General features: G+C 63.9%; 16 protein-coding genes and 7 pseudogenes. 1 reads left to right on the forward strand and 22 read right to left on the reverse strand.

Going from position 1 to position 26,084, the window contains the following annotated elements; genetic code table 11:
- Positions 1-31 precede the first annotated feature (31 nt).
- The 3 genes and pseudogenes from ACSJDS_RS18860 to ACSJDS_RS18870 form a co-directional block, all read right to left on the reverse strand.
- A pseudogene (locus tag ACSJDS_RS18860) lies at positions 32-1,302 on the reverse strand (TRAP transporter large permease).
- Positions 1,303-1,342: 40 nt separating this feature from the next.
- Positions 1,343-2,869, reverse strand: coding sequence for a DctP family TRAP transporter solute-binding subunit (locus ACSJDS_RS18865; protein WP_473034575.1), 1,527 nt, complete (start codon positions 2,867-2,869; stop codon positions 1,343-1,345).
- Between the two features lie 499 nt (positions 2,870-3,368).
- Positions 3,369-3,522: pseudogene (locus ACSJDS_RS18870) on the reverse strand (TRAP transporter large permease); the annotation flags it as partial.
- A gap of 305 nt (positions 3,523-3,827) precedes the next feature.
- Here ACSJDS_RS18870 and ACSJDS_RS18875 point away from each other — a divergent pair.
- Positions 3,828-5,507: pseudogene (locus ACSJDS_RS18875) on the forward strand (IS1634 family transposase).
- A 328-nt stretch (positions 5,508-5,835) separates the two neighbouring features.
- On the opposite strand, the gene ACSJDS_RS18880 reads toward ACSJDS_RS18875, so the two are convergent.
- The 19 genes and pseudogenes from ACSJDS_RS18880 to ACSJDS_RS18970 form a co-directional block, all read right to left on the reverse strand.
- Positions 5,836-6,258: an outer membrane protein assembly factor BamB family protein gene (locus ACSJDS_RS18880; RefSeq protein ID WP_473034576.1), complete on the reverse strand. Its 423-nt coding sequence runs from the start codon at positions 6,256-6,258 to the stop codon at positions 5,836-5,838.
- Positions 6,248-7,006 (reverse strand): outer membrane protein assembly factor BamB family protein, encoded by a 759-nt coding sequence (locus ACSJDS_RS18885; protein WP_473034577.1) that lies wholly within the window; start codon positions 7,004-7,006, stop codon positions 6,248-6,250. The genes ACSJDS_RS18880 and ACSJDS_RS18885 overlap by 11 nt, the downstream gene beginning before the upstream one ends.
- A gap of 15 nt (positions 7,007-7,021) precedes the next feature.
- On the reverse strand, positions 7,022-10,360 hold the full coding sequence (locus ACSJDS_RS18890; RefSeq protein ID WP_473034578.1) for an RHS repeat-associated core domain-containing protein: 3,339 nt from the start codon (positions 10,358-10,360) through the stop codon (positions 7,022-7,024).
- A 340-nt stretch (positions 10,361-10,700) separates the two neighbouring features.
- Positions 10,701-10,997, reverse strand: a complete 297-nt coding sequence (locus tag ACSJDS_RS18895; protein WP_473034580.1) for a hypothetical protein — start codon at positions 10,995-10,997, stop codon at positions 10,701-10,703.
- A 40-nt stretch (positions 10,998-11,037) separates the two neighbouring features.
- On the reverse strand, positions 11,038-11,862 hold the full coding sequence (locus tag ACSJDS_RS18900; protein ID WP_473034582.1) for an RHS repeat-associated core domain-containing protein: 825 nt from the start codon (positions 11,860-11,862) through the stop codon (positions 11,038-11,040).
- 233 nt (positions 11,863-12,095) lie between these two features.
- Positions 12,096-13,411: pseudogene (locus tag ACSJDS_RS18905) on the reverse strand (IS1380 family transposase).
- Positions 13,412-13,498: 87 nt separating this feature from the next.
- A complete protein-coding gene (tnpC, locus tag ACSJDS_RS18910) occupies positions 13,499-15,100 on the reverse strand; it encodes an IS66 family transposase (protein ID WP_473034173.1) in 1,602 nt (533 codons plus the stop codon).
- 43 nt (positions 15,101-15,143) lie between these two features.
- Positions 15,144-15,500, reverse strand: coding sequence for an IS66 family insertion sequence element accessory protein TnpB (tnpB, locus tag ACSJDS_RS18915; protein WP_027961197.1), 357 nt, complete (start codon positions 15,498-15,500; stop codon positions 15,144-15,146).
- Complete coding sequence (locus ACSJDS_RS18920; protein WP_473032531.1) at positions 15,497-15,706, reverse strand: hypothetical protein; 210 nt, start codon at positions 15,704-15,706, stop codon at positions 15,497-15,499. The genes tnpB and ACSJDS_RS18920 overlap by 4 nt, the downstream gene beginning before the upstream one ends.
- A 76-nt stretch (positions 15,707-15,782) precedes the next feature.
- Complete coding sequence (locus ACSJDS_RS18925; protein ID WP_473034583.1) at positions 15,783-16,265, reverse strand: hypothetical protein; 483 nt, start codon at positions 16,263-16,265, stop codon at positions 15,783-15,785.
- A 425-nt stretch (positions 16,266-16,690) separates the two neighbouring features.
- A complete protein-coding gene (locus ACSJDS_RS18930) occupies positions 16,691-17,044 on the reverse strand; it encodes a hypothetical protein (protein ID WP_473034584.1) in 354 nt (117 codons plus the stop codon).
- Between the two features lie 26 nt (positions 17,045-17,070).
- Positions 17,071-17,340, reverse strand: coding sequence for an RHS repeat-associated core domain-containing protein (locus tag ACSJDS_RS18935; RefSeq protein ID WP_473035077.1), 270 nt, complete (start codon positions 17,338-17,340; stop codon positions 17,071-17,073).
- Entirely contained in the window at positions 17,235-18,848 is a 1,614-nt protein-coding gene (locus ACSJDS_RS18940; RefSeq protein WP_473034585.1) for a hypothetical protein, read from the reverse strand. Before ACSJDS_RS18940 ends, ACSJDS_RS18935 begins: the two co-directional genes overlap by 106 nt.
- A 1,343-nt stretch (positions 18,849-20,191) precedes the next feature.
- Positions 20,192-20,458, reverse strand: a pseudogene (locus tag ACSJDS_RS18945) (DUF6531 domain-containing protein); the annotation flags it as partial.
- 45 nt (positions 20,459-20,503) lie between these two features.
- Positions 20,504-22,543: pseudogene (locus ACSJDS_RS18950) on the reverse strand (type VI secretion system Vgr family protein); the annotation flags it as partial.
- 265 nt (positions 22,544-22,808) lie between these two features.
- Positions 22,809-24,113 carry a TRAP transporter large permease gene (locus tag ACSJDS_RS18955; RefSeq protein ID WP_473034586.1) on the reverse strand — a complete coding sequence of 435 codons (1,305 nt, stop codon included), beginning with the start codon at positions 24,111-24,113 and terminating at the stop codon, positions 22,809-22,811.
- Positions 24,103-24,582, reverse strand: a complete 480-nt coding sequence (locus ACSJDS_RS18960) for a TRAP transporter small permease (protein WP_473034587.1) — start codon at positions 24,580-24,582, stop codon at positions 24,103-24,105. Before ACSJDS_RS18960 ends, ACSJDS_RS18955 begins: the two co-directional genes overlap by 11 nt.
- Before the next feature lie 58 nt (positions 24,583-24,640).
- A pseudogene (locus tag ACSJDS_RS18965) lies at positions 24,641-25,649 on the reverse strand (DctP family TRAP transporter solute-binding subunit).
- Positions 25,650-25,788: 139 nt separating this feature from the next.
- Entirely contained in the window at positions 25,789-26,031 is a 243-nt protein-coding gene (locus ACSJDS_RS18970; protein WP_473034589.1) for a DUF192 domain-containing protein, read from the reverse strand.
- Positions 26,032-26,084 lie beyond the last annotated feature (53 nt).

The raw sequence follows: 26,084 nt of genomic DNA on the forward strand, positions 1-26,084 counted from the left end.
ACTCCTTGCAGTGGATGTCCGATACTCGCGCCTAGCGCAATGACGGCAGCCAGGTGGAGAGGAAGGGAACCACGCTGATGATCAGGATATTGACCAGCACGATGGCCACGAACGGCAGGACCGCGTAGGAGAGCCTGGCCACGCCCACCTTGGAAATCTGGGACGCGACGAACAGATTGAGCCCGACCGGTGGTGTGAACATGCCCATGGCCAGATTGACGACCATGATGATCCCGAAGTGCACCGGATCGAAGCCGAAACTCACGGCAATGGGCAGCAGGATCGGCACGAAGATCAGGATGGCGGCGGCGGCCTCGATGAACATGCCCGCCATCAGCAGCAGAACGTTGGCCAAGATGATGAACAGCAGCGGGCTATCGATGGTGCCGACCACGAAATCGGAGATCGTCGAGGGCACGCGCAGCCGCTGCAGGATTCGGCCGTAAAGCCCTGCGGCCCCGATGATGCTCAGCACCACGGCGGTGGTAACCGCCGCCTCCTGGAGGATGCCGACGATGTCCTTGAGCTTGATCTCCCGGTAGATGACGAAACCGACGAGGAAGGAGTAGGCCACTGCGATTACCGCCGCCTCGGTGGGGGTAAAGATACCGCCATAGATGCCGCCCAGGATGATCACCGGCATGAAGATCGCCAGGATCGCCTTCTTCCCCGCCGCAAAGACCTCGGATAGGGAGCTCTTCTCCCCGCCGCCATGACCGTAGTAGCACGCATAGCAGTAGGCGAAGAGGAGCAGGCTAAGGGTAATCATTATCCCCGGCAGTACGCCCGCCACGAACATGTCGCCCACCGAGACATTGGCGGCGATAGCGTAGAGAATCAGCGGAATGCTCGGCGGAATGATCACGCCCAGCGCCCCGGATGCCGCCTGGTTGACCGACGCATAGCTGGCCGAGTAGCCCTTGGCGATCATCGCCGGAATCAGAATGGAGCCGATGGCCGCCGTGGTAGCCGCCCCGGAGCCTGAGATGGCCGCGAAGAACAGCGAGGTCACGATGGCTACCATGGCCAGGCCGCCGGTCATGCTGCCCACCAGGGTATTGGAGAAATCGACCAGGCGACGCGATATCCCCCACTCTGCATGATATAGCCGGCCAGAATGAAGAACGGTATCGCCATCAGCGGAAACGAATTGACCGAGGCAATGAACTGTTGCGCCACGATCAGCATGGGCATCAGGTCGCCCTGCCAGACGGTGATGGCAGAGGCCAGCCCCAGCGAGAAGGCGATTGGCACCCCGATGATGAAGAGGGCGATCAGCAATAGGAACAGCAGCAGCGCCATGATCAGGACTCCTTCTTCTCGATGCCGAGGATTTCATCGATCAGCAACGCCACGGAGTTGACCAGGATGACGAGCCCCCCATGGGCACGGCCATATAGGGCCACATCATCGAGATCCGGGTGCTCGGAGCCGTCTGGTTGGCGACACGTCCCACCAGTTCGAAGCCATACTTGACCAGGATGAAGGCGAAGAGCGCCGAGGCGAGGATGATCAGAATACGCAACAGACGGGAGATCCTTGGCCCGGCAAACTCGAGCACGATATCCACCGAAATCAGCAGTCCCTTTCGGTAGGCATAGCCTGCCCCGATAAAGGTCAGCCAGATCATGGCGAACCGGGCAATTTCATCCGAGAAATAGAGCGGACTCCCCACCACGAAGCGGGCGAAGACCTGCCAGAAAATCAGTACGGTCATGACCAGCAGCAGAGCGGCGAGTGACCAGCCGATCATCCGGTTGAACAGCCCGATGCCGTCATGGGTTAGCAGCAGCAATTTTTTCATGACTGCCTCTCGTCGCAGATACGAGCAGCCCCCGAAGGCGGCAGACGCCACCTTCGGGGAGACCTGATCAGTAGTCGAAGTTAATGGCAGCCTCGACGAGCTCCTCGCCGACGGTGGGGCCCACTCCTCGATCACCGGGCGTACCGCCTCGCTGAAGGGTTCGAGGTCGGGATGGGTGACCGTCATGCCCAGCTCCTCGAGCTGTACCAGGTAGCGCTGCTCCAGCTCCTGGCTGGCCTCGCGCTGCACCGGCAGGGCAATCTGGGCCGCCTCGAGGATGATCGCCTGATCCGCCTCGCTGAAGGAGTTGAACAGATCCAGGCCCATCATCAGCGGCGCCGGCGAATAGACGTGCTGGGTGATGTTGAGATAGTCCTGCACCTCATAGAAATTGACGTCATAGATCGTCGCCAAGGGATTCTCCTGGCTGTCCATGACCCCCTGCTGCAGCGCCGTGAAGACCTCGGTCCAGGCCATCGGCGTGGCATTGGCCCCCAGCGCCTCCCAGGTATCGACCTGGACCCGGCTCTCCTGGGTGCGATGATTGATGCCGTCCAGGTCTTCGGGATGATGGAGCGGACGCACCGAATTGGTGTTGTGGCGAAAGCCGTTCTCCATCCACGCCAGGATCTTGACGTTCATCTGCTCTTCGGCCAGCTGCGCCAGGTGCTCGCCGTGCTCGCTGTCGAGGAAGGCATAGGCGTGGGCATGATTCTCGAAGATGTAGGGCAGGTCGAAGAGCAGGAACTCGTCAACGAAACCGCCCATGGGCCCGGTCGAGGAGATGCCCGCATCAACGATGCCGAAGCCCATGCCCTCGACCACCTCGCGCTCGGCCCCCAGCGCATTGTCATAGTGCGGCTCGATGCTCAGACGCCCTTCGGAAAGTCGTTCCAGCTCCTCGCCAAACTTGAGGATGCCGATGCCCTGCTGGGAGTCGGGCCCCAGGGGCAGACTGACGTCGATGGTACGTTCGGTGCCCGCCTGGGCGCCGGTCACCATGGCAAGCGAGAGCGCGGATGCCAGGGTGGTCTTGGTGAAGAGGGAACGGTTGGTGCGGCTCATGGTGCACTCCTCTCGATTGTCTTTGTCGTCTAGCAGGCCGGTGGCCTCATCCCCTGCCGACCTCGGCCGGGGTTACGACACAGTTGTAGATCACGAGAGCATACGTATGCAAATCATCGAAATGCACTTAGCCAAGATTCATAGTAACCTCATGTTTTTGCAGTTCATATACTTTAGTATTACAGGCTGAATACGTATTCGCCATACTGCCGCATCACGCCCCCCCCCCGCGGCCGAGTGGCATCCATGGCGCGACGGGCGCTACAGGAGAGAGCGACATAGCAGCCGCCCCTTCATCGCTTGTCCGCCGCGGGGATACCCGCGGGCAGCGGGCCGAAGGAGTACCGGCCTGGCGGTATCAACCGCCAGGCCGGGATGGAGGCAATATGCCGGGGAGGCGTGCGAGTGATCGACAGGCTAGGAGCCTGTCGGGTTTGACCGATCGTCGCGAGGAACACGGATTTCGCAGCAGATCAGCGTTAAGTCCGACAGGCTCCTGGACGTCGTAGCCCAGGGTCCTGGGCAGCCACAGGGCGATCTCGGGGAAGATTGCCACCAGCGCCAGGGCTCCGGCCATGGCGGCCACGAACAGTAGCGCCGCAGCCGACGGTCTGCTCCAGCCGGATCTTGGCGATCTCGGTGGTGACCAATATTGGCACAGGAGATGGGCGACAAAATCGAACAGCTCGCTGCCGGGGTGCAGCTTCGGTTGCTGACGTGGCTGTGACGCGCCAACCGCGCCCTATAGCCTGCCAGGCTGGCATCGTAGCCGCTGCTAGACGAGCTCCCGTGACACGGTACTCCCGAGTTCGACACTTTCAGCCCGATTTTGGCCTGAAATCGGTGTCCACGCGCTGAAAAATCAGTGGCTTAGCAAATTCTATCCGAATTCCTTGTAGTGACACGTTTTTCTCATGGTGGCTTGCCATCCGTGGCTTGCCCGGACTATCGTGGTGACATGTTCGGCAAAGTCACCAAATCCGGTCCGCGCCGCTACGTGAAGCTTGTCGAGTCCTACCGTGACGAGGCCGGCAAGCCGCGCCAACGCGTGATCGCCACGCTGGGACGCCTGGAGGCCGTCACCGCCGGGGAATCCAGCGCGCTGATCAATGGCCTGCTGCGCGTCTCCGGCCAGCCGACGCTCGAAGAAGGCACCGGCGAGACTGACTTCGCGCCGGCGCGTTCGGTTGGCGATACCTGGCTGCTGACGTCACTCTGGAAAGAGCTTGGCCTGGATGACGCCTTCCGGCGTGTCTTGCGCAGCAAGCGCCAGTTCGATGCCGAGCGGCTGCTGCGGATCATGGTGTTCAACCGCCTCTGTGACCCGGAATCCAAGCTCGGCGTACTCCGCTGGTTGGAGGATGTCTTGGTGCCTGATGTCGACACGGGCTCGATCCGTCATCAGCACCTGCTGCGCACCATGGACACCCTCTCGGATTGCAGCGAAGCCCTCAATGACGTGCTGGCACAACAGCTCAAGCCGCTAATCGATCAAGAGCTGTCGATCGTCTTCTATGACCTCACCACGATCCGGGCAGAGGGCAAGACCTCGCTCGACAGTGACGTCCGTCATTACGGCCCTTCGAAGGAGGGCGGGATCGCCCGACAGTTCATGCTGGGCGTCGTGCAGACGGCGGAAGGCCTGCCCATCCACCATGAAGTCTTCGATGGCAATGCGGCGGAAACCGAAGACGCTGCTGCCAACCATCGAGACCGTAACCAAGCGCTTCAACGTGCGGCGCGTCGTGCTGGTGGCGGACCGGGGGCTGCTCTCCCTCGACAACCTGGAAGCCCTGTCCGCCGTGAGGATTGAGGGGCGCCCCTCGAATTCATCCTGGCGGTGCCGGGTCGCCGTTACGGCGAATTCGATGACCTGTTGAAGGCGTTCCATCAAACGCACTGCCAGGATGCCGATAGCGAAGCCTACGGCGAGATAGCATGGCAGGATCATCGGTTGATCGTGGCGCACCGGCCCGAAGTGGCCAAGGTGCAGACGGCTGCGCGCGATCAGAAGATCGAGGCGCTCCAGGCCGACGCTCGCCAGTGGTTCGAGAAGCTGGACAACCAGGATGCCGGTCGCCGCTATCGTGGTAGAAAGCTCTCCGATGCCGGGGTGACGGCAAGATTCTACAAGGCCGTCACTGACGCCCATCTCGGCCACATTCTCAAAGTCGATCTGACCGCCGAGACGTTCAACTATGTGCTCGATCAGCGAGCCCTCGATCGCGCCCGGATGCTGGATGGCAAGCTGCTGCTGGTCACCAACATGGCCGACCATGAGCCCGAGCAGATCGTGGAGCGCTACCGGGCACTGGCCGATATCGAGCGCGGTTTCCGGGTGCTGAAGAGCGACATCGAGATCGCGCCGGTCTACCACCGGTTGCCGGATCGCATCCGCGTCCATGCCTTGATCTGTTTCCTTGCACTGGTGCTTTACCGGGTGCTGAGGCTGCGGCTGAAGGCCAGCAATCATCCGCTGTCGCCGACGCGGGCACTGGAAATGGCCCGCAAGATCCAGTTCCACCAGGTCCTGCTTCACCGTCGTGAGACGGCGAGCGGCCTGACCAAGCTGAAGCCTGAACAACGCGACCTCTTCGAAGCGATTGGCCTGCCGGCACCTGCCGCATCCCGCTTGTAGTGCCAATTTTGGAAGCGTGTTTCCAGGCTAATCAGTAGCTTACGCTTCTAACTGTCGAACTCGGGGGAGTCCGGTGGCATCGGCCATCAGCTGCCCTCCCCGCTGGCGGAGCCGATCACCACGCCGCCGCAGCTCACGGCGTGGTTGGTCAGGGCGGCGGCGAGCAGGTGGAGGGATAAGACATACGCATCATCTCCTCGAGGCGTTGATGGGGCGTCGTTCGGCCACGCTACCGCCAGGGAAGACAGCGAGGTGCCTTCCCTGGTGGGTGGTGCATGGGCACAACGTCCGTGTTGTGCCTATGGGCTGAGTTTAGCCTTGAAGAAGGCTACTCTAGTACATATACATGGCCATCAATACTACCGAAATATAGTCGCCCATCGACGACAGCCGGAGTGGAGGCAATGCCTGCACCAGTTCCATAACGCCACTTTATTTCGCCAGTATGGCGGTCAACTGCATACATGTAGTGATCATGGCTGCCAAAGTACAATGTATCCCCAGCTATGGATGCCGCCGAATTTATGCTCCCTGATGTGTTGATTCTCCACAAAAACTCGCCAGTTTTAATGTTGATGGCATTCATGCTTCCTTCGCTGCCATCTCCTAGCGCATAATCGCCAAAATAAACTATGTCCTCAGCTATGCTTATCGGGGACATGCTTGAGAACTCAATTTGGAAGTTGCCTTCTTTTTTCCCATTAAGTTTATTTATTGTTGTTATTGAGGCTTCACTGTCATCAGAAAACAAGGCGTAAATGCAGCAATCGTCTATGGCCGGCGTGCTGAAAGAGGTCTCTCTCTTGAGGCGGGGCATAGCTCCACAGAAGCTCTCCAGACTCTGGTGCCAGCGAATAAATCCTTTGAGTGTTGTCTTGAAAATAGAGAATATCGTCAGACATCAAGGGCTGCCTGCTTCCTCCTTGGATAGGATGCCTCCACATCTCTTCTCCAGATATCAGGTTTAAAGCATGTATGTAATTGTCCAATGAAGTAATAAATACTGTGTTTTCGTGGATCATTGGTGAGTCTAACGCTGACTTTTCAGAGCTTTCAAACTTCCACAAATCCTCTCCGGTTACTCTGTTTATTGCCAGCAAGTAGCTTTGGTGATCCTCCGTGGATGGATGACGGCCTACTAAAAGCATGTCTTCATTTATTGCAATCTGGAAGCTTGGTCGCCCCTCTAAATCTTTCTCCCAAATCAGTCCCCCATCACTCTGGTTGACTGCATAGACACCACCGTCAAAGTCGGCAAAGTATACCCCTCCTTCATAAACTAAGGGTGTGCCCACTACAGGTGCTCCTGCATAAAACTTCCAAGCTAGCGTTGGGGTGTCTTCTGGCCCAGTGCTATTGTATAATCCAGTTCTTTCTAGGTTTGCTTGGAATATTTTTGGATCAGCCGCAGCTAAGGGGGGATTCGCCAACAGACTGAGAAAGGCAAATAGTCCCAGAGTCATCGGCTTATATATGGAGTCTAGGTTTTTAATGGTCATGATGTATGTCCTTTTTCACCTTGGCTTGTTCTGCTTACCTGCGGCTGCTTGGGACTTCCAGGTCGCCAATGGAAGGTTCAATGCAGCTTTTTGATATCTCTGCCAATTGGTCGTCGATAGCTGAGTTCCGGGAGGTGTTCCCTTGAACAATTCTCTGAACTCTATCATGATGGCTTCTTTCCACCTGAGCCAGGCAAGCCTGATATTCGCCCTCTGAAGGAGCACCAGACAAGATCTCCCGATATCTCTTTCACGCCCACACTGCTCTATACCGCTAGCTCTTGATTCTTCGGCCATTTCAATTTGCTGTGCCACAATGGGAGGTAATTGTGATCTGCCACTTCTTAAAGTGATATCTGAAGTGATGCACCATGCTGTGTCTCTTGCTTTCTCCAGTGCTAGTGCCCCTCTGACAAGTACTGTTACTGGATTTAACCCCAGCGGATCCACCATGCCCGTCGGGTTGGTCACATAGCCGTACAGGTTGGTGCCGCCATTCAGACCAATCGGGTCTTGGCTAATGTAGCGGCCCTGCTGCGGGTCGTAGTAGCGGTGGCGGTTGTAGTAGAGGCCCGATTCCTCGTCGTGCCACTGGCCCTGGAAACGAATGGGCTGGGCGGTGGTGCCTTGCTCGTCGGTGACGGCGGCCCAGTCGTCGGGCTGGGCCTGCCATAGGGGCTCGCCCTGGGGAGTGACCAGACGCAGCGGGGTGCCGAGGGCGTCGGTGATGTAGGCGCCGATCCGCTTTGCTGCGCTATCGCCGGCTTGGTCGATTCTTAGCATGGGCACGAAGGTGCCGGGTTCGTAGACCACGGTAGTTTGCTGATGCTCGGTTTCCTCATGCACCAGGCGGTCGCCGTCCCAGCCGTAGTGGTGGGTGGCCACGCTGCCGTTGGCCTGGCGCACGGTCTTGGCAATGCGCCGGCCCAGGGCGTCGTAGCGGTAGTGGGCCTCGCGGGTATGGCCATAGGTGCTGGTGTGGGTGAGCGTGACCAGGCGGTTGGCGCCGTCGTAGCCGAGGGTCAGGCGCTCGCCGTTGGGGGCCTCGCGCTCGATCAGGTTGCCGGCACCGTCGTGACGGTAGCGGGTGCCGTCGAGTTGGCTGAGCCGGTTGCTACTGTTGGGCGCGGGTGGGTTGCCCGCTTGTGCCTCCAGGCGATTACCGGCGGCGTCCATCGGGTAGCGGTGGGCGTGGTCGCCGTGCTGGCTGGCGATCAGCCGCCCGGCCGGGTCGTAGCGGTAGGCGATGGTGCTGGCCTGGCCTTGGCCCTGCTGGGTGCGGAAGGTCATCCGCCCCAGGGCGTCGTACTGGTAGTGTTGCTCGGCGCTAAGGCCGGGCCTGCCCAGGCTGAGGTGGGCGATCTGGCCGAGGGCGGTATAGCCGCGCTCGAGGATCAGCGGTTGGGGACTGCCATTGGCGTCCGGCGCGCTGAGGTGGAAACGCCGCCGGGTCTCGCGGTGCAGGGCATCGGGTTCCAGGGCGATCTCCAGGCCGAGCTCGCTGGCCAGCAGGCCATGCAGGTGGCCACTGCCATAGGTGAGCCAGCTTAGCTCGGGCAGGTCGCCGAAGCGGCTGGCCTGGGGCGCGCCGGTGGCGGTCAGGGTGTGCTGGTGTTGCCACTGCCAGTCGCTCGCGCTGTGGCTGCCTGCTGGTATGGCGTGATGCCGCTGGCGTTCGCCGCTTGGCCGTCCCGCCTTATCGAAGACGAACGTGACCTCGCCATGGGCGTTCTCGGCGCCGGCCAACTGGCCATCGGCGCGCCAGTGGTAGCGCTCCGTCGTGGCCGGGGCGGCGTCGGTCTCGGGCAGATGACGGGCGATCAGCCGGCCATTGGCGTCGTAATCAAAACGGGTGACCAGCGGCCGGCCGTCGGGGCCCGGGCGGTTGACTTCCGTGCGTTCGATCAGCTGACCGGCGGCGTCGTAGGCGTAGCGCTGTTCGCGGCCGTCGGGGCCGGTCTCGCTGATGAGTCGACCCATCACGTCATAGGCGAAGCGGTAGACCGCGCCATTGCCCAGGGTCAGCTCGCCGAGGCGCCCGGCCTCATCATAGGCCAGGGTGGTGTGGCTGCCGTCGGCATCGATCCGCTGGGCGGGGCGGCCGTGCTCGTCGTAGAAGAGCTGCTGACGGTAGCCCTGGGGGCCCTCCTGTTCCACCGGGCGGCCCTGGGCGTCGTGGTGGTGGTGCCAGTGGCTGCCGTCGGGCAGCTGGGTGGACTGGCGCCGCCCCATGACGTCATGGGTGGTGCGGGTGGTCTCACCCAAGGCGTTGGTGACGCTGGCCAGATGGCCGCGGGCGTCATGGGCGTAGGTGGTGCGCCGCTCGGAGCAGTCGGTCTCCGCCGCCAGCTGGCCCAGGGCGTTCCATTCGAGGCGCCGGGTGGCGCCCTGCGCATCGGTGACGGCGGTGGGCCGGTCGGGCAGGCGCGGATCCTCGTAGGCCAGGGTGGTGGTGCCCTCGGGGCCGCTGATCGCGACAGGATGACCGCGCTCGTTGCGCTCGATCTGCCAGGATTGCGCCTCCGGCCCCTCGACGCGGATGGGCTGCCCCAGAGCGTCGCGCGCGATGGCCCAGCGGCTGCCGTCCGGGGCGGTCTGGGCGATCACCTGGCCCTGGTCATCCCGCTCCATCACGGTCTCGCGGCCCAGCGGGTCGAGGGTGGCGATCTGGTGTCCGGCGCGGTCATAGCGGAACTCGATGCGTGAGCCGTCGGCGCGGGTATGCGCCGTCCAGCGCTGACCGGGGCCGGCGCCGACGAAGTGGTAGCGCTCCTCGCGGCCGAGGCTATCGGTGACGCGGGTGTGATCGGGATGGTAGGCGTAGGCGCGCGCCAGGCCGCCGGCCTCCTGCTGGCCGATCACCCGGCCGTCGGGGGCGTGGCGATCCCAGCGGTAGTGGGCCTCGAGGCCGCCGGGCACGCGGTGGGCGACGAGCATATGCGCCTGCCACTCGAACTCGCGGACCACCTCGCCATGGCGGTGGCGCACGGCGATCAGGTCGCCGGCGGGGCTATAGGAGTAGCGCACCAGCCACTCGTCCTGGGCGCTGCCGTCGTGCTCCCGGATCAGCTTGACGCCCATCAGGCGCTGGCCGCGGTCCGCCTCGCTTTCGGGCAGCAGCGCGTCATAGTCGAAGCGGTAGTGGCGCCCGGCGCTGTCCTCGACCCGTACCAGCAGGTCGGCCTCCCAGGTATAGGTGGTGGCATAGCCATTGCGGTCCCGCTCTTCGATCAAGGGCCAGCGGGTGGCCTCCGGGGCCGAGGTCGGGGTCGCGGCTGGCCACGCTACCGCCAGGGAAGACAGCGAGGTGCCTTCCTTGGCGGGTGGTGCATGGGGGCAACGTCCGTGTTGCACTTGTTCGTTGAATTCAGGATTTAGCGTCTACTATCTCTAGAAAAATACCCCAGCGCATGACCGCAGCCCTCAGCAAGTTCAACTGTTGCCGGTCTGTATCTTTCCAAGTCGCGATAGCACCACCATCTCTCTGGCCCGTCTAGATTTTTTCTTGAAAAAAGATAGGCCGCAAGGATTGAAAAAAACCTCAAAGTGTTGATCGTCTTGGGTTTTGTGCGACAAAAAACATGCATGCTTAAGCTGGTGGCATGTCCGCTTTTGGCTGCTTTTTCGAAAAAAGCTCTCGCCATTGTTATGTCTTTCAAGTTATCTCTTCTAACTAGGTAGCGGTTAAATAACATCATTCCTTTTTGATAATTGGCTTTCCGGACACAGAATTCTTCTGCCTTGTCAAAAAAGATAAAGCTCTGCCTTCATCTGGGATTCCATAGTAACCCCTTAAGAAACCTAGGCCGGCTGCACATAGTGCTCCTGCGCTGTTTTTTACAGCATCGTGCTCCAAAAGCTCCACCGCAAGAGATATGTTTCTTTCACACCCTTTCCCTAAGGCGGTATACCAGCTCAGTAGTACGATAAGTTCAGCCTCGCCAGTTAGCGACTTTGTTCTTACCTTTTCATATGCGTCGACCTCTCTCATTCCACTCTTCCACGAGTGCGTTTTTAAGTAAAAAACAGGATCATGATATATATCTTCCATGTGTTAACCGCTTACACGTAAGTATGTCTGGTATTCTGGCGCGTGGGCGAGTATTTCGCTCCATTTGCGCTGTGCGATTACGCATGTCTTGTTCCGCCAGGTCTTTAGCGTCAGGCATGTCTGGTAGCGGGTCACCTATGCTTAGAACGGTTTCTAGGACTACGTTTTGCGAAACTTCTTTTATACATTGGCCCACTGGAGAGCGATAGGCGGAATAACCGGCAACAGCGGCAGCAGGAGCATTTATTGCAGCACCCGCTAAAATAGGGGCCGCAAGTGGTGGGGCAGCAGCAGCTCCTCGATTTAGTACCTGCATATCCGCCATTTTATCAAGAGCGTTGCGGTCATTCTCATGAATTGCGAAACCAGACATGGTACGAGGGGCGATCATCCCCATTACCCCGAAACCACCGCTACTTCCTTGGCGTTGATGATTGTCAAACAACCCCAGCGGATCCACCATCCCGGTCGGGTTGGTGACGTAGCCATACAGGTTGGTTCCACCATTCAAGCCAATCGGGTCCTGGCTGATATACCTTCCCTGCTGCGGGTCGTAGTAGCGGTGGCGGTTGTAGTAGAGGCCCGATTCCTCGTCGTGCCACTGGCCCTGGAAGCGGATGGGTTGGGTGACGTTGCGCTCGGCGCGCTGCTTCTTGACCGCGGCCCAGTCGTCGGGGTCGGCGAGCCAGCGGGGTTGGCCGTTGGGGCCGAGTAGCTGCAACGGGGTGCCCAGGGCGTCGGTGACGTAGGCGCTAAGGCGACGCACTGGCTCACCATCGTGCTGCGCTTCATCGATGCGCAGCATGGGCACGAAGGTGCCGGGTTCATAGTAAGCGCTCCACGAACCCCACCTGTTGCGGCCTGAGTTAGCCTGGATATTTCATGAGCGCCGCCAGTCGGTGCTCTCTGGTTGTTGATTCGCCGAACGCACCCCACAGCGCATCATGTTGGTCAGTTTTTGATCGATTTCCCGCCGTTTGAGCACACTGCCCCCTTTCCCCCAGTGTTTATTCCGTGCCGGGGACAGCACCGCACCGGTCATCCCGGCACCAGCTTGCGAGCGAGCTTCTGGAAGAGATCCTGATCGGGGTAGTGACTGCTCAGCATCAGGCGGACGCGCCGGGTATTGCGGATCACTACGCCACCGATCTTCAGCAACTTCAGGCGCAGGGTGGTGACCTGGGCCGTGGCGTACGCGGTGCGCTTCAGGTACACCCGGCGCAGCCGTTCCAGCAGCAGGTAGGCCAGACCGGCCAGTAGCAGTCGGTACTGGTTGGGCCACCAGTCATGGCAGCTGGTGCGGTCGGCGAACAGCCATTGCTGCTCCTTGATGCGGTTCTCCATGTCACCGCGCGGGCAGTAGCGGTGGTCATAAAGCCACTGCGGACTGCCGTGCAGGTTGGTCACCACGTAACGGGTGTTGAAACCGCGGTAGCTGGTCTCGGCCTTGACCACTACCTTGCGTCGCGGGCGCTTCCAGCTGTGGGCCGCATAGTCGATGCGCCCGAAGTGACGCTGCTTGGTACGCTCAGCCTCCCAGCGAATCGCCGACTCTAGCGAATATCCAGTGACAGCTTCTCGAGGCGGCTGTTGGTCGCCAGGCCAACGATGTACTCGACACCATGGCGTTCACACCAGGCCAGGATCAGTGGTCGACAGAAGCCACTGTCGCCGCGGAAGACGAGCTTCACCTCGGGCCAGGCCTGACGCAGCCGCCGCACCAGCAGGGCCAGGATGGCGCCGGCATGGTGGGCCGCATCGCGATAGGCCGGGCGCAGGTAGCTGACCAGCAACTGCTGGCCACAGAAGACGTAGAGCGGCAGGAAGCAGTACCCGTTGTAGAAGCCGGAGAAGTGCCGACCGAGCTGCTCGCCATGCACCGGATCGTCGGTGGCATCGAAGTCGAGGATCAACCGCTTCTTCGGCGGTCGCCGGAAGGAGCGGATGAACTGCTCGACGATCTCCTCCTGGATTGCCACCGCCCACTGGCGACTGGCCTGCTGTTCGAAGCGACACAGCGTCGCCTGACTGGCCAGCACGTCGTCGGTACCGACCGCGGTCTGCAAGGCGATGTCGCGACGCAGGGCGTGGTGGTCGTTGAGGTCCTCGTAGCCCAGCGCCAGGCCAAAGACCCGCTGCCGGAGCATGGTCTCGGCCTGATGCCGACAACGGCGCGCAGCCCGCGCATCCTCCAGGCGGCGCGCGATGGTACGGGTCAGCCCCATTTCACGATCCAGTTGGCGAAGCAGCAGGGCACCACCATCGGAGGTGATCTCGCCACCGTCGAAACTGGCGGTGACCTGACGGCCTTTACAGCGTGGAAAGGAGGCGGTCGGCATGGTACATTTCGTCATGGCGGCTGTAGCGGTTGATTCTGGATTAGGCCCTTGAATCATAACCGATTTTCAGCCGCCTTTTTCATGCCTGATGAAATATCCGGGTTAGACCGGTAGAGTGTCTTTCCAGCGCCAGGGCAGCAGCATGCCGAGGTCGTCATCCTCGCCGAGTGTTGGCAGGGTCTCGAACACGAACTGCAGGTACTCGTAGGGCGAGAGGCCGTTGGCCTTGGCCGTCTCGATCAGGCTGTAGATCATCGCGCTGGCCTGGGCACCGCTCGGTGTGTGGCTGAACAGCCAGTTCTTGCGGCCAACGACGAAGGGGCGAATGGCATTTTCTGCTGCGTTGTTGTCCAGCGGGATCAGCCCGTCATCGAGGAAGCGCGTCAGGCGCTGCCACTGGCCATCCAGGTAGTGCAGGGCCTTGCCCAGAGTGCTCTTCGGCAGCACCTGCGTCAGCGACTTGTCCAACCAGGTGCGTAGCTGGGTGATTAGCGGGCGGCTCTTCTGCTCACGCAACGCCTGGCGTGCCTCGGGATCCATCCCCTTGGCCTGCTTCTCCACGGCGTAGAGCTTGCGGATCTGGTTGAGCGCCCAGTCAGCCTTGCCGGTCTTGCCCTTGGGCTGCACCTTCTGCGCCTCGACGAACTTGCGACGGGCGTGCGCCCAGCAGCCGGCATGGGTGATGCCGTTCTTTCGCACCACCTTGGCATAACCCTCGTAGCCATCGGTGACCAGGCGGCCGGCATAGTCACCCAGCAGGCGCAGGGGCACCCGACCGGCTCGGCTGGCGTCATAGTCGAACAGCACCACCTGTTGGCCAGGCGGGCCGCCGCGCTGCAACCACATGTAGGACGTTGAGCTCGCCGGCCGATCCGCCTCGGCGTTGACCTGAAGCGTGGTCTCGTCCATGTGGATCAGCGGGGCCTGTAATAGGTGCTGTCGCAGGGCCTCGACCAGCGGTATCAGTCGCTCGCCCACCTGGACCATCCAGCGGGCCAGGGTGTTGCGCGGTATCTCGGCGCCGTGTCGGGCAAAGATCTGGCTCTGCCGGTAGAGCGGCAAGGCGTCTTGGTACTTGGCGGTGGCCACATAGGCGAGCAACGTCGGGCTGGCGTTACTCTTCGGCAGCAGCTTGGCCGGCGTCGGGGCGATCTGCACGCCCTCCTCGCAGGTGGGGCAGCCGTACTTGAGGCGCACATGGCGGATCACCTCGACCCGCGCCGGCACCACATGCAACTCCTCGCTGATCTCTTTGCCGATCTCCTTAAGCCCGGTGCCGTCGTGGTGGCAATGCCGGGCATCCTCGGGGAGCTCATGGACGACCTCGACGCGGGGCAGTTCGGGCGGTAGCGCCACGCGGCCACCACGGGTGCGGCGTTTGGCCGGCTGATGGGGGTCGGCCGGTGCGTCAACCTCATCGTCAGCCGTGCCATCCTGGGCGCTGGTCTCTTCCTCGTCGACCGCTGCTTCGGCCTCGTTGATGAGAAGGTCACCCTGCGCGACACGGTACTTTTCGGTGGAGGGACCGAACTGACGCTCGATGGCCAGGCGGAACTGCTCGAACAGCGCCGCCTTGGCGGCTTCCCACTCTGCCTCTTTCTTCTCCATCAGCTGATGGAGACGCGCGATCTCCTCCTGCTGAGCACGCACTTGGCGCTGCAGTTGGGAAACGCTGGCGGAAGACGTAGAGGCCGACGAAGTCATGCCGATATTTTACCAAGCAGCGCCACCGGAGGCAGCAAAAAAGTCAACCAACTGCCTGAAAATCCAACGCCTTATGAGGCTGCATGGCGCTGAGATCATAGCCGTCAAGAAGCCAGTTCAGCTCTTGGCCCGAGAGCGTGACGGTGTCACCCTCCAGCCGATCCGGCCACTTGAAGCGCTCCCGCTCCAGGCGCTTGTACCAGACCACGAAGCCGTTGCGCTCCCAGAACAGCAGCTTCACCTTGTCGCGCTGACGGTTGCCGAATACGAAGACCGCCTCCTCGAAGGGATTGAGCTCCATGGCCTCCTGAACCAGCAGGGCCAGTCCATCGATCTGCTTGCGCATGTCGACCGGCTCGCGGCACAGGTAGACGCGCAGTCCCGTGTCCGGCCGAATCATGGCGTCACCTCCACGGCGACGAAACGCTGCGGGCGATGACGAGGTGGCACAGGTACATCCTGCACCACCAGACGCTGCTCCCACGCCAGCAATGACGCCAGCTCCAGCCCTTGCTCTTCGGCGTACTCGCTCAGCGGCAGTTGCCGAGAGGAGGCATGGAACAGGTGGCCCAGCCAGAAGGCCTGTGTCGATGTCAGGTCGGTCATGGTGTCCTCCTTGGGATCGGGTGACACCAGTCTGATGGACACTATTCAGTTGCAGAAGATGGGGTTTGTGGAGCGCTTACGGTTCATAGACCACGGTGGTGCGCTGATGGTCGGTTTCCTCATGGACCAGGCGGTCGCCGTCCCAGCCGTAGTGGTGGGTGGCGGTGGTGCCGTTGGCCTGGCGCACGGTCTTGCCGATGCGCCGGCCCAGGGCGTCGTAGCGGTAGTGGGCCTCGCGGGTATGGCCGTAGGCGCTGGTGTGGGTGAGCGTGACCAGGCGGTTGGCGCCATCGTAGCCCAGGGTCAGGCGCTCGCCGTTGGGGGCCTCGCGTTCGATCAGGTTGCCGGCGCCGTCATGGCGGTAGCGGCTGCCGTCGAGCTGGGCGAGGCGGTTATCGACTTGCACACTGGCGGTGCCGTCCAGGCGATTGCCGGCGGCGTCCACCGGGTAGCGGTGGGCGTGGTCGCCGTGCTGGCTGGCGATCAGTCGCCCGGCCGGGTCGTAAGTGTAGGCGATGGTGCTGGCCTGGCCGTGGCCCTGCTGGGTCCGGAAGGTCATTCCCAGCGGCGTGGCCGGTGAGGGCGGCGTCAAGCAGGAAACAGGGATAAGAGATACACATCATGTCCTCAAGGCGTTGGCGGGGTGGCCGTTCGGCCACGCTACCGCCAGGGAAGACAGCGAAGTGCCTTCCCTGGTGGTTGGTGCATGGGGCAACGTCCGTGTTGCGCTTATTGGTTGAATTCAGGGATTCAGAGAGTGCTATCTCCATTGGTTTATCTTGGCCATCTCCACCCCCTTCCTGATAACTATTTTTTCCTTGCCCCATCTCCAAGCCAGTATTTAACCCCCCCTATAGAGATGAAGGTTATTCCAGTCAAGATGCCCGCAGTAGCCAAGAACTTTCCAGTGCTTTCAAAGCCTACCTCAACCATCCCCCCCCCACGATCATAACTGCAAACGATATGGCTACTACCTTTAAATCTTTATTCATTTCTTTCCTCTCCTTCTCCACATACTGTAGAAATACGGCAAAACTGGACGCCTGCTGCTCCACCTAAGCCCACCCCAAAAAAGCCTTTTGCAGTGCCTAAGGATCCCTCGCCAGAATTAACCGAAGCACCGGAAGCAAGACCGCTACCACCTTGAAGAAAGAGCCCCCAGCTTTCTGAAACTCCTGTTTCTACAGTGTCATTGATAGAACCCCCACCCGTGAATCCTGCACCTGCATAAGCACCAAGCCCAAACTTCATGCATGCTGTTGTTACAGCACATAAATTACCGCCCGAATCAACTTGCCCCCCTGAAGACAGCGAAGTGCCAAACACGCCACCAAACACCTCACCTCCAGCATCTAATCCAGCAGCTACAGTCTTACTCGCTGGCTCTTGACGGGCTGCTGCCCTCCTAACCATGTTCGATTGACTATAAGGCCCACCCCCAAGGCCATATACCCCCTGAGCCCGAGAGGGTCTACCTCAATATTGGGGGCCGCGGCATACTGGTAAAGGTTATCTCCCCCTGCCAGCCCTATCGGGTCCTGGCTGATATACCTTCCCTGCTGCGGGTCGTAGTAGCGGTGGCGGTTGTAGTAGAGGCCGCTCTCTTCGTCGTGCCACTGGCCCTGGAAACGAATGGGCTGGGCGGTGCTGCCTTGCTCGTCGGTGACGGCGGCCCAGTCGTGGGGCTGGGCCTGCCACAGGGTCTCGCCCTGGGCGTGACCAGGCGCAGCGGGGTGCCCAGGGCGTCGGTGATGTAGGCGCCGATCCGTTTCGTTGCGCCATCGCCGGCTTGGTCGACTCTCAGCATGGGCACGAAGGTGCCGGGTTCGTAGACCACGGTGGTGCGTTGGCGATCGGTTTCTTCATGCACCAGGCGGTCGCCGTCCCAGCCGTAGTGGTGGGTGGCGGTGGTGCCGTTGGCGTGGCGCACGGTCTTGCCGATGCGCCGGCCGAGGGCGTCGTAGCGGTAGTGGGCCTCGCGGGTATGGCCGTAGGCGCTGGTGTGGGTGAGGTGCACCAAACGGTTGGCGCCGTCGTAGCCCAGGGTCAGGCGTTCGCCGTTGGGGGCCTCGCGCTCGATCAGGTTGCCGGCGCCGTCGTGGCGGTAGCGGCTGCCGTCGAGCTGGGCGAGGCGGTTATCGACTTGCACACTGGCGGTGCCGTCCAGGCGATTGCCGGCGGCGTCCACCGGGTAGCGGTGGGCGTGGTCGCCGTGCTGGCTGGCGATCAGTCGCCCGGCCGGGTCGTAAGTGTAGGCGATGGTGCTGGCCTGGCCTTGGGCCTGCTGGGTGCGGAAGGTCATCCGCCCCAGGGCGTCGTACTGGTAGTGTTGCTCGGCGCCATGGCCTGAGCCGCCCAGGCTGAGGTGGGCGATCTGGCCAAGGGCGGTATAGCCACGCTCCAGAATCAGCGGTTGGGCGTGATCGGCACTGTGCAGACGGCGCCGGGTTTCGCGGTGCAGGGCATCGGGTTCCAGGGCGATCTCCAGGCCGAGCTCGCTGGCCAGCAGGCCGTGCAGGTGGCCGCTGCCGTAGGTCAGCCAGCTCAGCTCGGGCAGGTCGCCGAAGCGGCTGGCCTGGGGTGCGCCGGTGGCGGTGAGTTGATGCTGGTGTTGCCACTGCCAACCGCTATCTCCTTCTAAGCCGGCATGCCGCTGCTGTTCACCGCTTGGCCGCCCCGCCTCGTCGAAGACGAACGTGACCTCGCCATGGGCATTCTCGGCGCCGGCCAGCTGGCTATCGGCGCGCCAGTGGTAGCGCTCCGTGCTGGCCGGGGTGGCGTCGGTCTCGGGCAGGTGGCGGGCGATCAGCCGGCCATTGGCGTCGTACTCATAACGGGTGACCAGCGGCTGGCCATCGGGGCCCGGGCGGTGGACTTCCCTGCGTTCGACCAGCTGGCCGGCGGCATCATAGGCGTAGCGCTGCTCGCGGCCGTCGGGGCCGGTCTCGCTGATCAGGCGATCCATCACGTCATAGGCGAAGCGATAGACCGCGCCATTGCCCAGGGTCAGCTCGCCGAGGCGCCCGGCCTCATCATAGGCCAGGGTGGTGTGGCTGCCGTCGGCGTCGATCCGCTGGGCGGGGCGGCCGTGCTCGTCGTAGAACCACTGCTGACGGTAGCCTTGGGGGCCCTCCTGTTCCACCGGGCGCCCCTGGGCGTCGTGGTGGTGGTGCCAGTGGCTGCCGTCGGGCAACTGGGTGGACTGGCGCCGGCCCATGACGTCATGGGGGTGCGGGTGGTCTCACCCAAGGCGTTGGTGACGCTGGCCAGATGGCCGCGGGCGTCATGGGCGTAGCTGGTGCGCCGCTCGGAGCAGTCGGTCTCGGCCGCCAGCTGGCCCAGGGCGTTCCATTCGAGGCGCCGGGTGGCGCCCTGCGCATCGGTGACGGCGGTGGGGCGGTCGGGCAGGCGCGGATCCTCGTAGGCCAGGGTGGTGGTGCCCTCGGGGCCGGTAATTTCAACCGGGTGACCAAGGGGGTTGCGCTCGATCTGCCAGTGCTGGTCGTCAGGCCCTTCGAGACGCACCGGTAGGCCCAGGGCATCGCGCTCGATGGTCCAGCGGCTGCCGTCCGGGGCGGTCTGGGCGATGATCTGCCCCGCCTCGTCGCGTTCGAGCTCACTCTCGCGGCCCAGCGGGTCGAGGGTGGCGATCTGGTGTCCGGCGCGGTCGTAGCGGAACTCGATGCGTGAGCCGTCGGCGCGGGTATGCGCCGTCCAGCGCTGGCCGGGGCCGGCGCCGACGAAGTGGTAGCGCTCCTCGCGGCCGAGGCTATCGGTGACGCGGGTGTGATCGGGATGGTAGGCGTAGGCGCGCGCCAGGCCGCCGGCCTCCTGCTGGCCGATCACCCGGCCATCGGGGGCGTGGCGATCCCAGGTGTAGTGGGCCTCGAGGCCGCCGGGCTCCCGGTGGGCGACGAGCATATGCGCCTGCCACTCGAACTCGCGGACCACCTCGCCATGGCGGTGGCGCACGGCGATCAGGTCGCCGGCGGGGCTATAGGAGTAGCGCACCAGCCACGCGTCCTGGGCGCTGCCGTCGTGCTCCTGGATCAGCTTGACGCCCATCAGGCGCTGGCCGCGGTCCGCGTCGCTTTCGGGCAGCAGCGCGTCATAGTCGAAGCGGTAGTGACGCCCGGCGCTGTCCTCGACCCGCACCAGCAGGTCGGCCTCCCAGGTATAGGTGGTGGCATAGCCATTGCGGTCCCGCTCCTGGATCAGCTGCCACTTGCCGGAAGGGCTATCGCCATTCTCGGCTGATACGGAAGGCGCGAAGACATAGTAGAGGCCACCGGCATCGCTAAGCACGATCCGCTCGGGGTCGGTACGCAGTGCCTCGTCGAGGGCCTGCCAGCGAACACTCGCGTTCTCCCCCTGATCTTGCTCGGCCTTATCGTCTGCCGGGGCACTCCCCCCACGGCGAAGCCAGAGCTGCTCGGTGGGCGAGTGGCGCGCCTGGCCCGGGGCCAGGGGCCCGAAGGTGATATCGCGGCCCTGGGCGTCGTGGATCACGCAGGCGTCGTCGCGCAGGCTGAGCGACAGGCCCTCGCCGGGCACCGACCAGCCCTGGCCCAGTACGCCGATGCGCGCATTGCAGGAGAGATACCCGCGGCTGAACACGAAGGGCCGCGGCGCCGGCAGGGCGATGTCGGTCTCGGCGGGCAGCAGCTTGGCGCCGAGCAGCGGGTTGACCGGGCTGCCCACGGCGGGCGCGCAGGCGCTGCAGCGGTCGGCCAGGCCGTCGGCGATATCCACCGCGTCCAGGTCCAGCGGCGTGGCGGCGACGATCTCGCTTTCCAACAATGGCGTCTGGTGAGGCGCGAGGGTCACGTCCTCGCTGGTCTCCGGGGTGGCCTCGCCGGGCAGGCGCGGCAGCACCACGGCCTGGCCGCGGCCCCGCCCGGGGCTGCCGCCGGAGTTGATGCGCACCTGGCTGCCGACGATGGTCACCCCGGCGCCGTCGAGCTTGATAAAGCTGCCGCCGGCGGCCAGGGTCAGTTCGGCGCCGGCCTCCATCACCACCTGGGTGCCGGCCTGGTGGTGAATCTCCTCGCCGGCCTCCACCCGCTGGGCCGTGCCATAGTGCTCGTGGCGGGTCTGGTCGACCCGCAGGTGGTCATCGCCCTTCACCTGGGTGTGGCGCTGGCCATGCACGGTGAGGTGGTCGTCGCCGTGGATCTCGCCGAGGCGGTGGCGCTCGACGGCGAGGTGGCTGTCGCGGCGGATGGTCTCGGTGCGGTCGTTGAGGGTCAGCAGCTCCAGGTCCTTCTGGGCGTGCAGCCAGATCTGCTCGGCGTCGGTGGCATCCTCGAAGCGCAGCTCGTTGAAGCCTTCCGCCTTGTGGCTCTGGGTGCGCAGCACGGTGCGGGTCTTGTGCGCGGGCAGCGCATAGGGCGGGGTGTTGACCGCGTGGTAGGTGCGCCCGGTGATAAGCGGCTGGTCCGGGTCGCCCTCCAGGAAGGAGACGATCACCTCGTGGCCGATGCGCGGAATGGCCATGGCGCCGTAGCCGCCGCCGGCCCAGTCCTGGCTGACCCGAATCCAGGCACTGGCCCCTCTTTCAGCGGCTTCGCCGCCAGCCCCGGCGGTATCGGGCTCGGCGTAGCGGTCCCAGGGGAACTGCACCTTGACCCGGCCGTGTTCGTCGCAGTGGATCTCCTCGCCCTCGGGGCCGACCACGACGGCCACCTGCGGGCCGTCGACCCGCGGCCGGACGGGCGGCGCGGGACGCCAGACGCGCTCGGCGGGGGCCAGCACCAGCTCGTTATAATAGCGGGTCATCTGGCCCTGGCCAGCCGCCTCCCCCTGGGCGACGCCATCCTCCTCCAGGGCCTGGGGCTGCTCGCCATGATGCACCACCTCGACCACCTGCCAGTCGCGGTTGAGGGCGGCGATATCGTGATCGGTGAGGGTGAAGCGGGTACCCGGGGCCAGCTCCGGCAGGTCGCTCTCGGCCTCGGCGGTATTGGCCTCGGCGCGCAGCGCTTCCAGCCGCACCCGGGTGAAGGGCACCCCCGAGGCATCCGCCTTGTAGCGGCCAGGGTAGTCGAAGTGCTCGTACTCTCTATCAACCACGCCACGCTGGCCATGCTCGCCCAGCCCCTCTGCAACATGCTCGTGGAGCTGGTCGTAGGCCGGGTTCTTGAAGGTGTAGTCCTTGAGCGTCACCGCCGCCGGGCGCACCCGCGAGACCTGGGTGAGCTTGCGCACATGGCGGCGCGGCGGGGTGCCGCCGGCGCGGCCGTGGTAGGTACGCTCGCCCAGGTGGGGCAGCAGCACCGGCGCGTCGGCGAAGATCAGCCGATGGGCGCCGCCGACCGCGGGCTCGAACTCATGGAAGTAGACCAGCCCCTCCTCGGCGGCCAGGCGCTGGAGAAAGGCCAGGTCGCTCTCGCGGTACTGCACGCAGTACTCGCGCTCCTCAGGCTCGCGGGTCAGGGCGAAGGCCACGTCGGTCAGGCCGCGCTCGTCGCACAGGGTGGCGAGGATGTCCTGGGGCGGGACGTCCTGGAAGATCCGCGAGTTGTGGCGCAGGCCGAGGCGCCACAGCGCCGGGCGGATGACCAGGGTGTAGAAGGTGCGGCGGTGGCCGCGGTCGCCGCGACCGAACTCGCTGACCACGCCGTGGAGGTGGCGCAGCGGCTCGCCGTCCTCCCAGACGACCAGGGTGGCGTTGCGCTCGAGCACCTCGGCGGGGCCGAGGTCGGGGTCGCGGCTGGCCAGGGTGACCCTGAGCTCGAAGGGGGCGGAGAGCCGCTCGCGATGGGTGAAGTCGACCACCGCCAGGCCGGGGATGCCGGCGAGGCTCAGGGTGAACTGGAGTCCGGTGGAATCGGCCATGTTGTCGCCTCCCTGCGACTGGAGAAGAACGCGATAACAGTGGGAACTGGCAAGCCATCGCGCATTATCGGGCGGTCAAAATACCAGTCATGGGAGTGCGTATCTGTGACATTTCACGGACAGCCGTGTAGGAAATCGCCAACAAAGGCGGCCAGGCATCGGCGGTGGCACCGGCAGCGGGCCGAAGGAGTACCGGCCTGGCGGTATCAACCGCCAGGCCAGGATGGGGGCGATATGCCGGGGAGGCGAGCGAGTGATCGACAGGCTAGACGTTGTAGCCCAGGGTCCTGGGCAGCCACAGCGCAATCTCGGGGAAGATTGCCACCAGCGCCAGGGCACCGGCCATGGCGGCCACGAACAGCAGCGCCCAGCCGACGGTCTGCTCCAGCCGGATCTTGGCAATCTCGGTGGTGACCATCAGGTTGACCGCCACCGGTGGCGTGAACTGGCCGATGGCGATGTTCATCACCAGCAGGATACCGAACCATACCGGGTTCCAACCAAAATGCTGCATCACCGGAATCAGGATCGGCATCATGATCAGGTAGATGGAGATGGCGTCCAGCAGCATGCCCGCCAGCAGCACCGCCAGCATGATCAGGATCAACAGCAGCACCCCGCTGTCGGAGAGCCCGATGATCCACTCGGCCAGGTGGCGGAAGGTGCCGAGCATGGTGCCGGCCCAGGCGAAGATGCCGGCCAGGGCGATGATCAGCATCACCACCCCGGAGATCACTGCCGCCTCGCCAAACAGCCCCCAGAGGTCCTTGAGGCCGATCTCGCGGGTCAGGAAGAGCCCCACCAGGGCGCCGTAGGCCACCGCCACCACGGCCGCCTCGGTGGGCGTGAAGAGCCCCGAGCGCAGCCCGCCGAGAATCAGCACCGGGGCGAACAGCGCCGGCAGCGCCTGCTTGAAGGTCTCGCCTACCTTGAGCCGTTCCGCCTCCGCCACCGGCGTGCCGCCTTCCCAGCCGTAGCGCTTCGACACCAGCAGCGCCGGCACCAGCAGCGCCAGGCCGGCCAGGATGCCGGGAAAGAGCCCGGCGGCGAAGAGCGCGCGCAGGTCGACCCCGGGGACCACGATGGAGTAGAGAATCAGCGCCACCGAAGGCGGGATCAGGATGGCGGTGGACGCGGAGGCGGCGATCAGCGTGGCCGAAAAGGGCCGGGGATAGCCCGCCTTGGTCATGCTCGGCAGCATCACCATGGCCACCGCCGCGGCGTCCGCCGGGCCGGAGCCGCTCATCCCGCCCATGATCATGCAGACCAGCACCGCCACCAGCGCCAGACCGCCGTGGCGCGGCCCGATCAGCGCCTGGGCGAAGCGCACCAGACGCAGCGCGACCCCGGCGCGCTCGAAGATCAGACCGGTCATGATGAACAGCGGAATCGCGATCAGCGGGTACTTGGCGATACTGTTGTAGGTGTTGGTGCCCAGCGTGGCCAGCATCTCCGGCGTGAGCCCCGCCACGATGCCCACCGCCCCGGCCATGGCCAGCGAGAAGGCCACCGGCACGCCGGCGATCAGCAGGCCGGCGAAGGCCAGGATCATCCACAGATCAGGGCTCATCGTCGAGCCTCCCGGCCAGGCGGTCGCGGGTCTGCTGGGTCAGCCGCACCAGCATCGCCGCGGCAAGCAGCGGCAGCCAGATCAGGTACCACCACTGCGGCAGCCCCAGCCCCGGCGACAGCGACTCCCACTGGTACTCTTCCCAGGTCAGCTTGGCGCCGAACCAGGTGATCAGACCGAGCACGGTGGTGCCACACAGCCACTGGAACAGGATCAGCGCCTTCCTGGGCGCGGACGGCAGGGCCCGCTCCAGCAGGCCGATGCGGATATGGCCATTGCGGCGCGCGGCCACCGAGGCACCGGCGAAGGTCAGCACCACCAGCAGAAACACCGAAAACTCCTCGGTGAAGGCCAACGAGCCGCCGGTGACATAGCGAGTGATGACGTTGCCCAGGCTGATCAGCGAGATGATCGCCAGCGCCAGGGCCCCCAGCCAGCGCTCCGGCCGGGCATCGGGTGAGGGTTTCATGAGCGCCTCATGAGAAGCGGGCCGGCCCCGGGTGGGGCCGGCGGGTACCAGGGAGTGATCAGCGCGCTTCGATGGCCTCGCGCGCGGTGTCGACGAGCTCCTGACCGATGCGCGGAACCCACTTCTCATGGACGCTGGCGGTGGCGCTGACGAAGGCGCTGTGCTGCGCTTCGGTGAGCTCGGTGACCTCCACGCCCCGCGCCTGGATATCGGCCAGCCGCTCGCTCTCCTCCTCGCGGGTCATGGTGATCTCCCACTGACCGGCCTCGAGGGCGGTCTCGCGCAGGATCTCGCGGTGCTCCTCGGAGAGCGAGTCCCAGACCCGCTGGTTGACGGCGAAGATCAGCGGATCGTTCATGTAGTTCCACAGGGTCAGATACTCCTGTCCCACCTGATCGATGCGCGCCACGTCGAAGACCGACAGCGGGTTCTCCTGGCCGTCCACGGCGCCGGTGGTCAGGGCCGGCTGGGCATCGGTCCAGCTCATCTGGGTAGGATCGGCGCCCAGGGCGTTGAAGGTGTCCTGGAACAGCGGCGAGCCCACCACGCGGATCTTCAGGCCGTCCAGGTCGGCGGGCTCGCTGATCGGGCCCCGAGAGTTGGAGAGCTGACGAAAGCCATTTCCCCCCAGGCCAGCGGAATCACGCCGCGGGACTCGATGGCGTCGAAGATCATCTCGCCGGCCTCGCCACCGGTCACGGCGTCCACCGCCGCCTCGTCGGGCATGAAGAACGGCAGCGAGAAGAGATTGAGCTCCGGCACCTGGGGCGACCAGTTGATGGTCGAGCCGATGGCCATGTCGATCAGACCGGAGCGCATGGCGGAAAACTCGCGGGTCTGGTCCCCGGCCACCAGTTGAGAGTTGGGATAGACCCGCAGGGTCAGCTCCCCATCGGTGCGCTCCTCGACCAGTTCCGCCCATTTTTCGGCGGCCTGCCCCAGGGGAAGGCGTCGGAGAGCACGGTGGAAACGGAGAGCTCGCGGGCCTGGGCCGAGAGCGAGGCGGTGAGCACCGCGGCACCGGCCAGGGCCGCGGCAACACGGGTCAGTCGACTAGCAGCTGTCATGACGTGTCCTTTGCAGCAGGGGGCCGGCGCGAGGGCCGGCCGCGTTCATCGTTTTTAGGTGTAATGCATGATGCCACGCTGCGATCATCCCCGAAGTCGGGCGTTGAATGGAAGCCCGCGCCGAGCTGTCGGACCCGCCTTAATCGACGGCCCCGCAGCCGGGTGGGCGCCCCGGCCACACGACGCAGTCGCCAAGCCCGATGCCGTGCTCGGCGAAGAAGCCGGCATTGACCTCCAGTGCGGCCACGTAGGTGACGCCGGCCAGGGTGGCCGGGCAGTCGGCGGGGCTGTCCGACCGGCAGGGCTGCATGGTCTCGATGGCCGCGATGCGCCCGCGGGCATCGATGAAGGCGATATCCAGCGGGATGCGGGTGCGATACATCCAGAAGCCGCTGCGGGGGACTGGGGACGGTCGTAGAGGAACAGCATGCCCGC

This window comes from Halomonas sp. SL18_1 (genome assembly GCF_055755715.1).

Coding starts and splice junctions, on each gene's coding strand:
- ACSJDS_RS18865 (WP_473034575.1), bottom strand. CDS start 2,869: ATGAGCCGCACCAACCGTTCCCTCTTCACCAAGACCACCCTGGCATCC.
- ACSJDS_RS18885 (WP_473034577.1), bottom strand. CDS start 7,006: ATGACCATTAAAAACCTAGACTCCATATATAAGCCGATGACTCTGGGA.
- ACSJDS_RS18895 (WP_473034580.1), bottom strand. CDS start 10,997: ATGAGAGAGGTCGACGCATATGAAAAGGTAAGAACAAAGTCGCTAACT.
- ACSJDS_RS18900 (WP_473034582.1), bottom strand. CDS start 11,862: ATGCTGCGCATCGATGAAGCGCAGCACGATGGTGAGCCAGTGCGTCGC.
- tnpC (WP_473034173.1), bottom strand. CDS start 15,100: ATGACTTCGTCGGCCTCTACGTCTTCCGCCAGCGTTTCCCAACTGCAG.
- tnpB (WP_027961197.1), bottom strand. CDS start 15,500: ATGATTCGGCCGGACACGGGACTGCGCGTCTACCTGTGCCGCGAGCCG.
- ACSJDS_RS18920 (WP_473032531.1), bottom strand. CDS start 15,706: ATGACCGACCTGACATCGACACAGGCCTTCTGGCTGGGCCACCTGTTC.
- ACSJDS_RS18925 (WP_473034583.1), bottom strand. CDS start 16,265: ATGACCTTCCGGACCCAGCAGGGCCACGGCCAGGCCAGCACCATCGCC.
- ACSJDS_RS18955 (WP_473034586.1), bottom strand. CDS start 24,113: ATGAGCCCTGATCTGTGGATGATCCTGGCCTTCGCCGGCCTGCTGATC.
- ACSJDS_RS18960 (WP_473034587.1), bottom strand. CDS start 24,582: ATGAAACCCTCACCCGATGCCCGGCCGGAGCGCTGGCTGGGGGCCCTG.
- ACSJDS_RS18970 (WP_473034589.1), bottom strand. CDS start 26,031: ATGTATCGCACCCGCATCCCGCTGGATATCGCCTTCATCGATGCCCGC.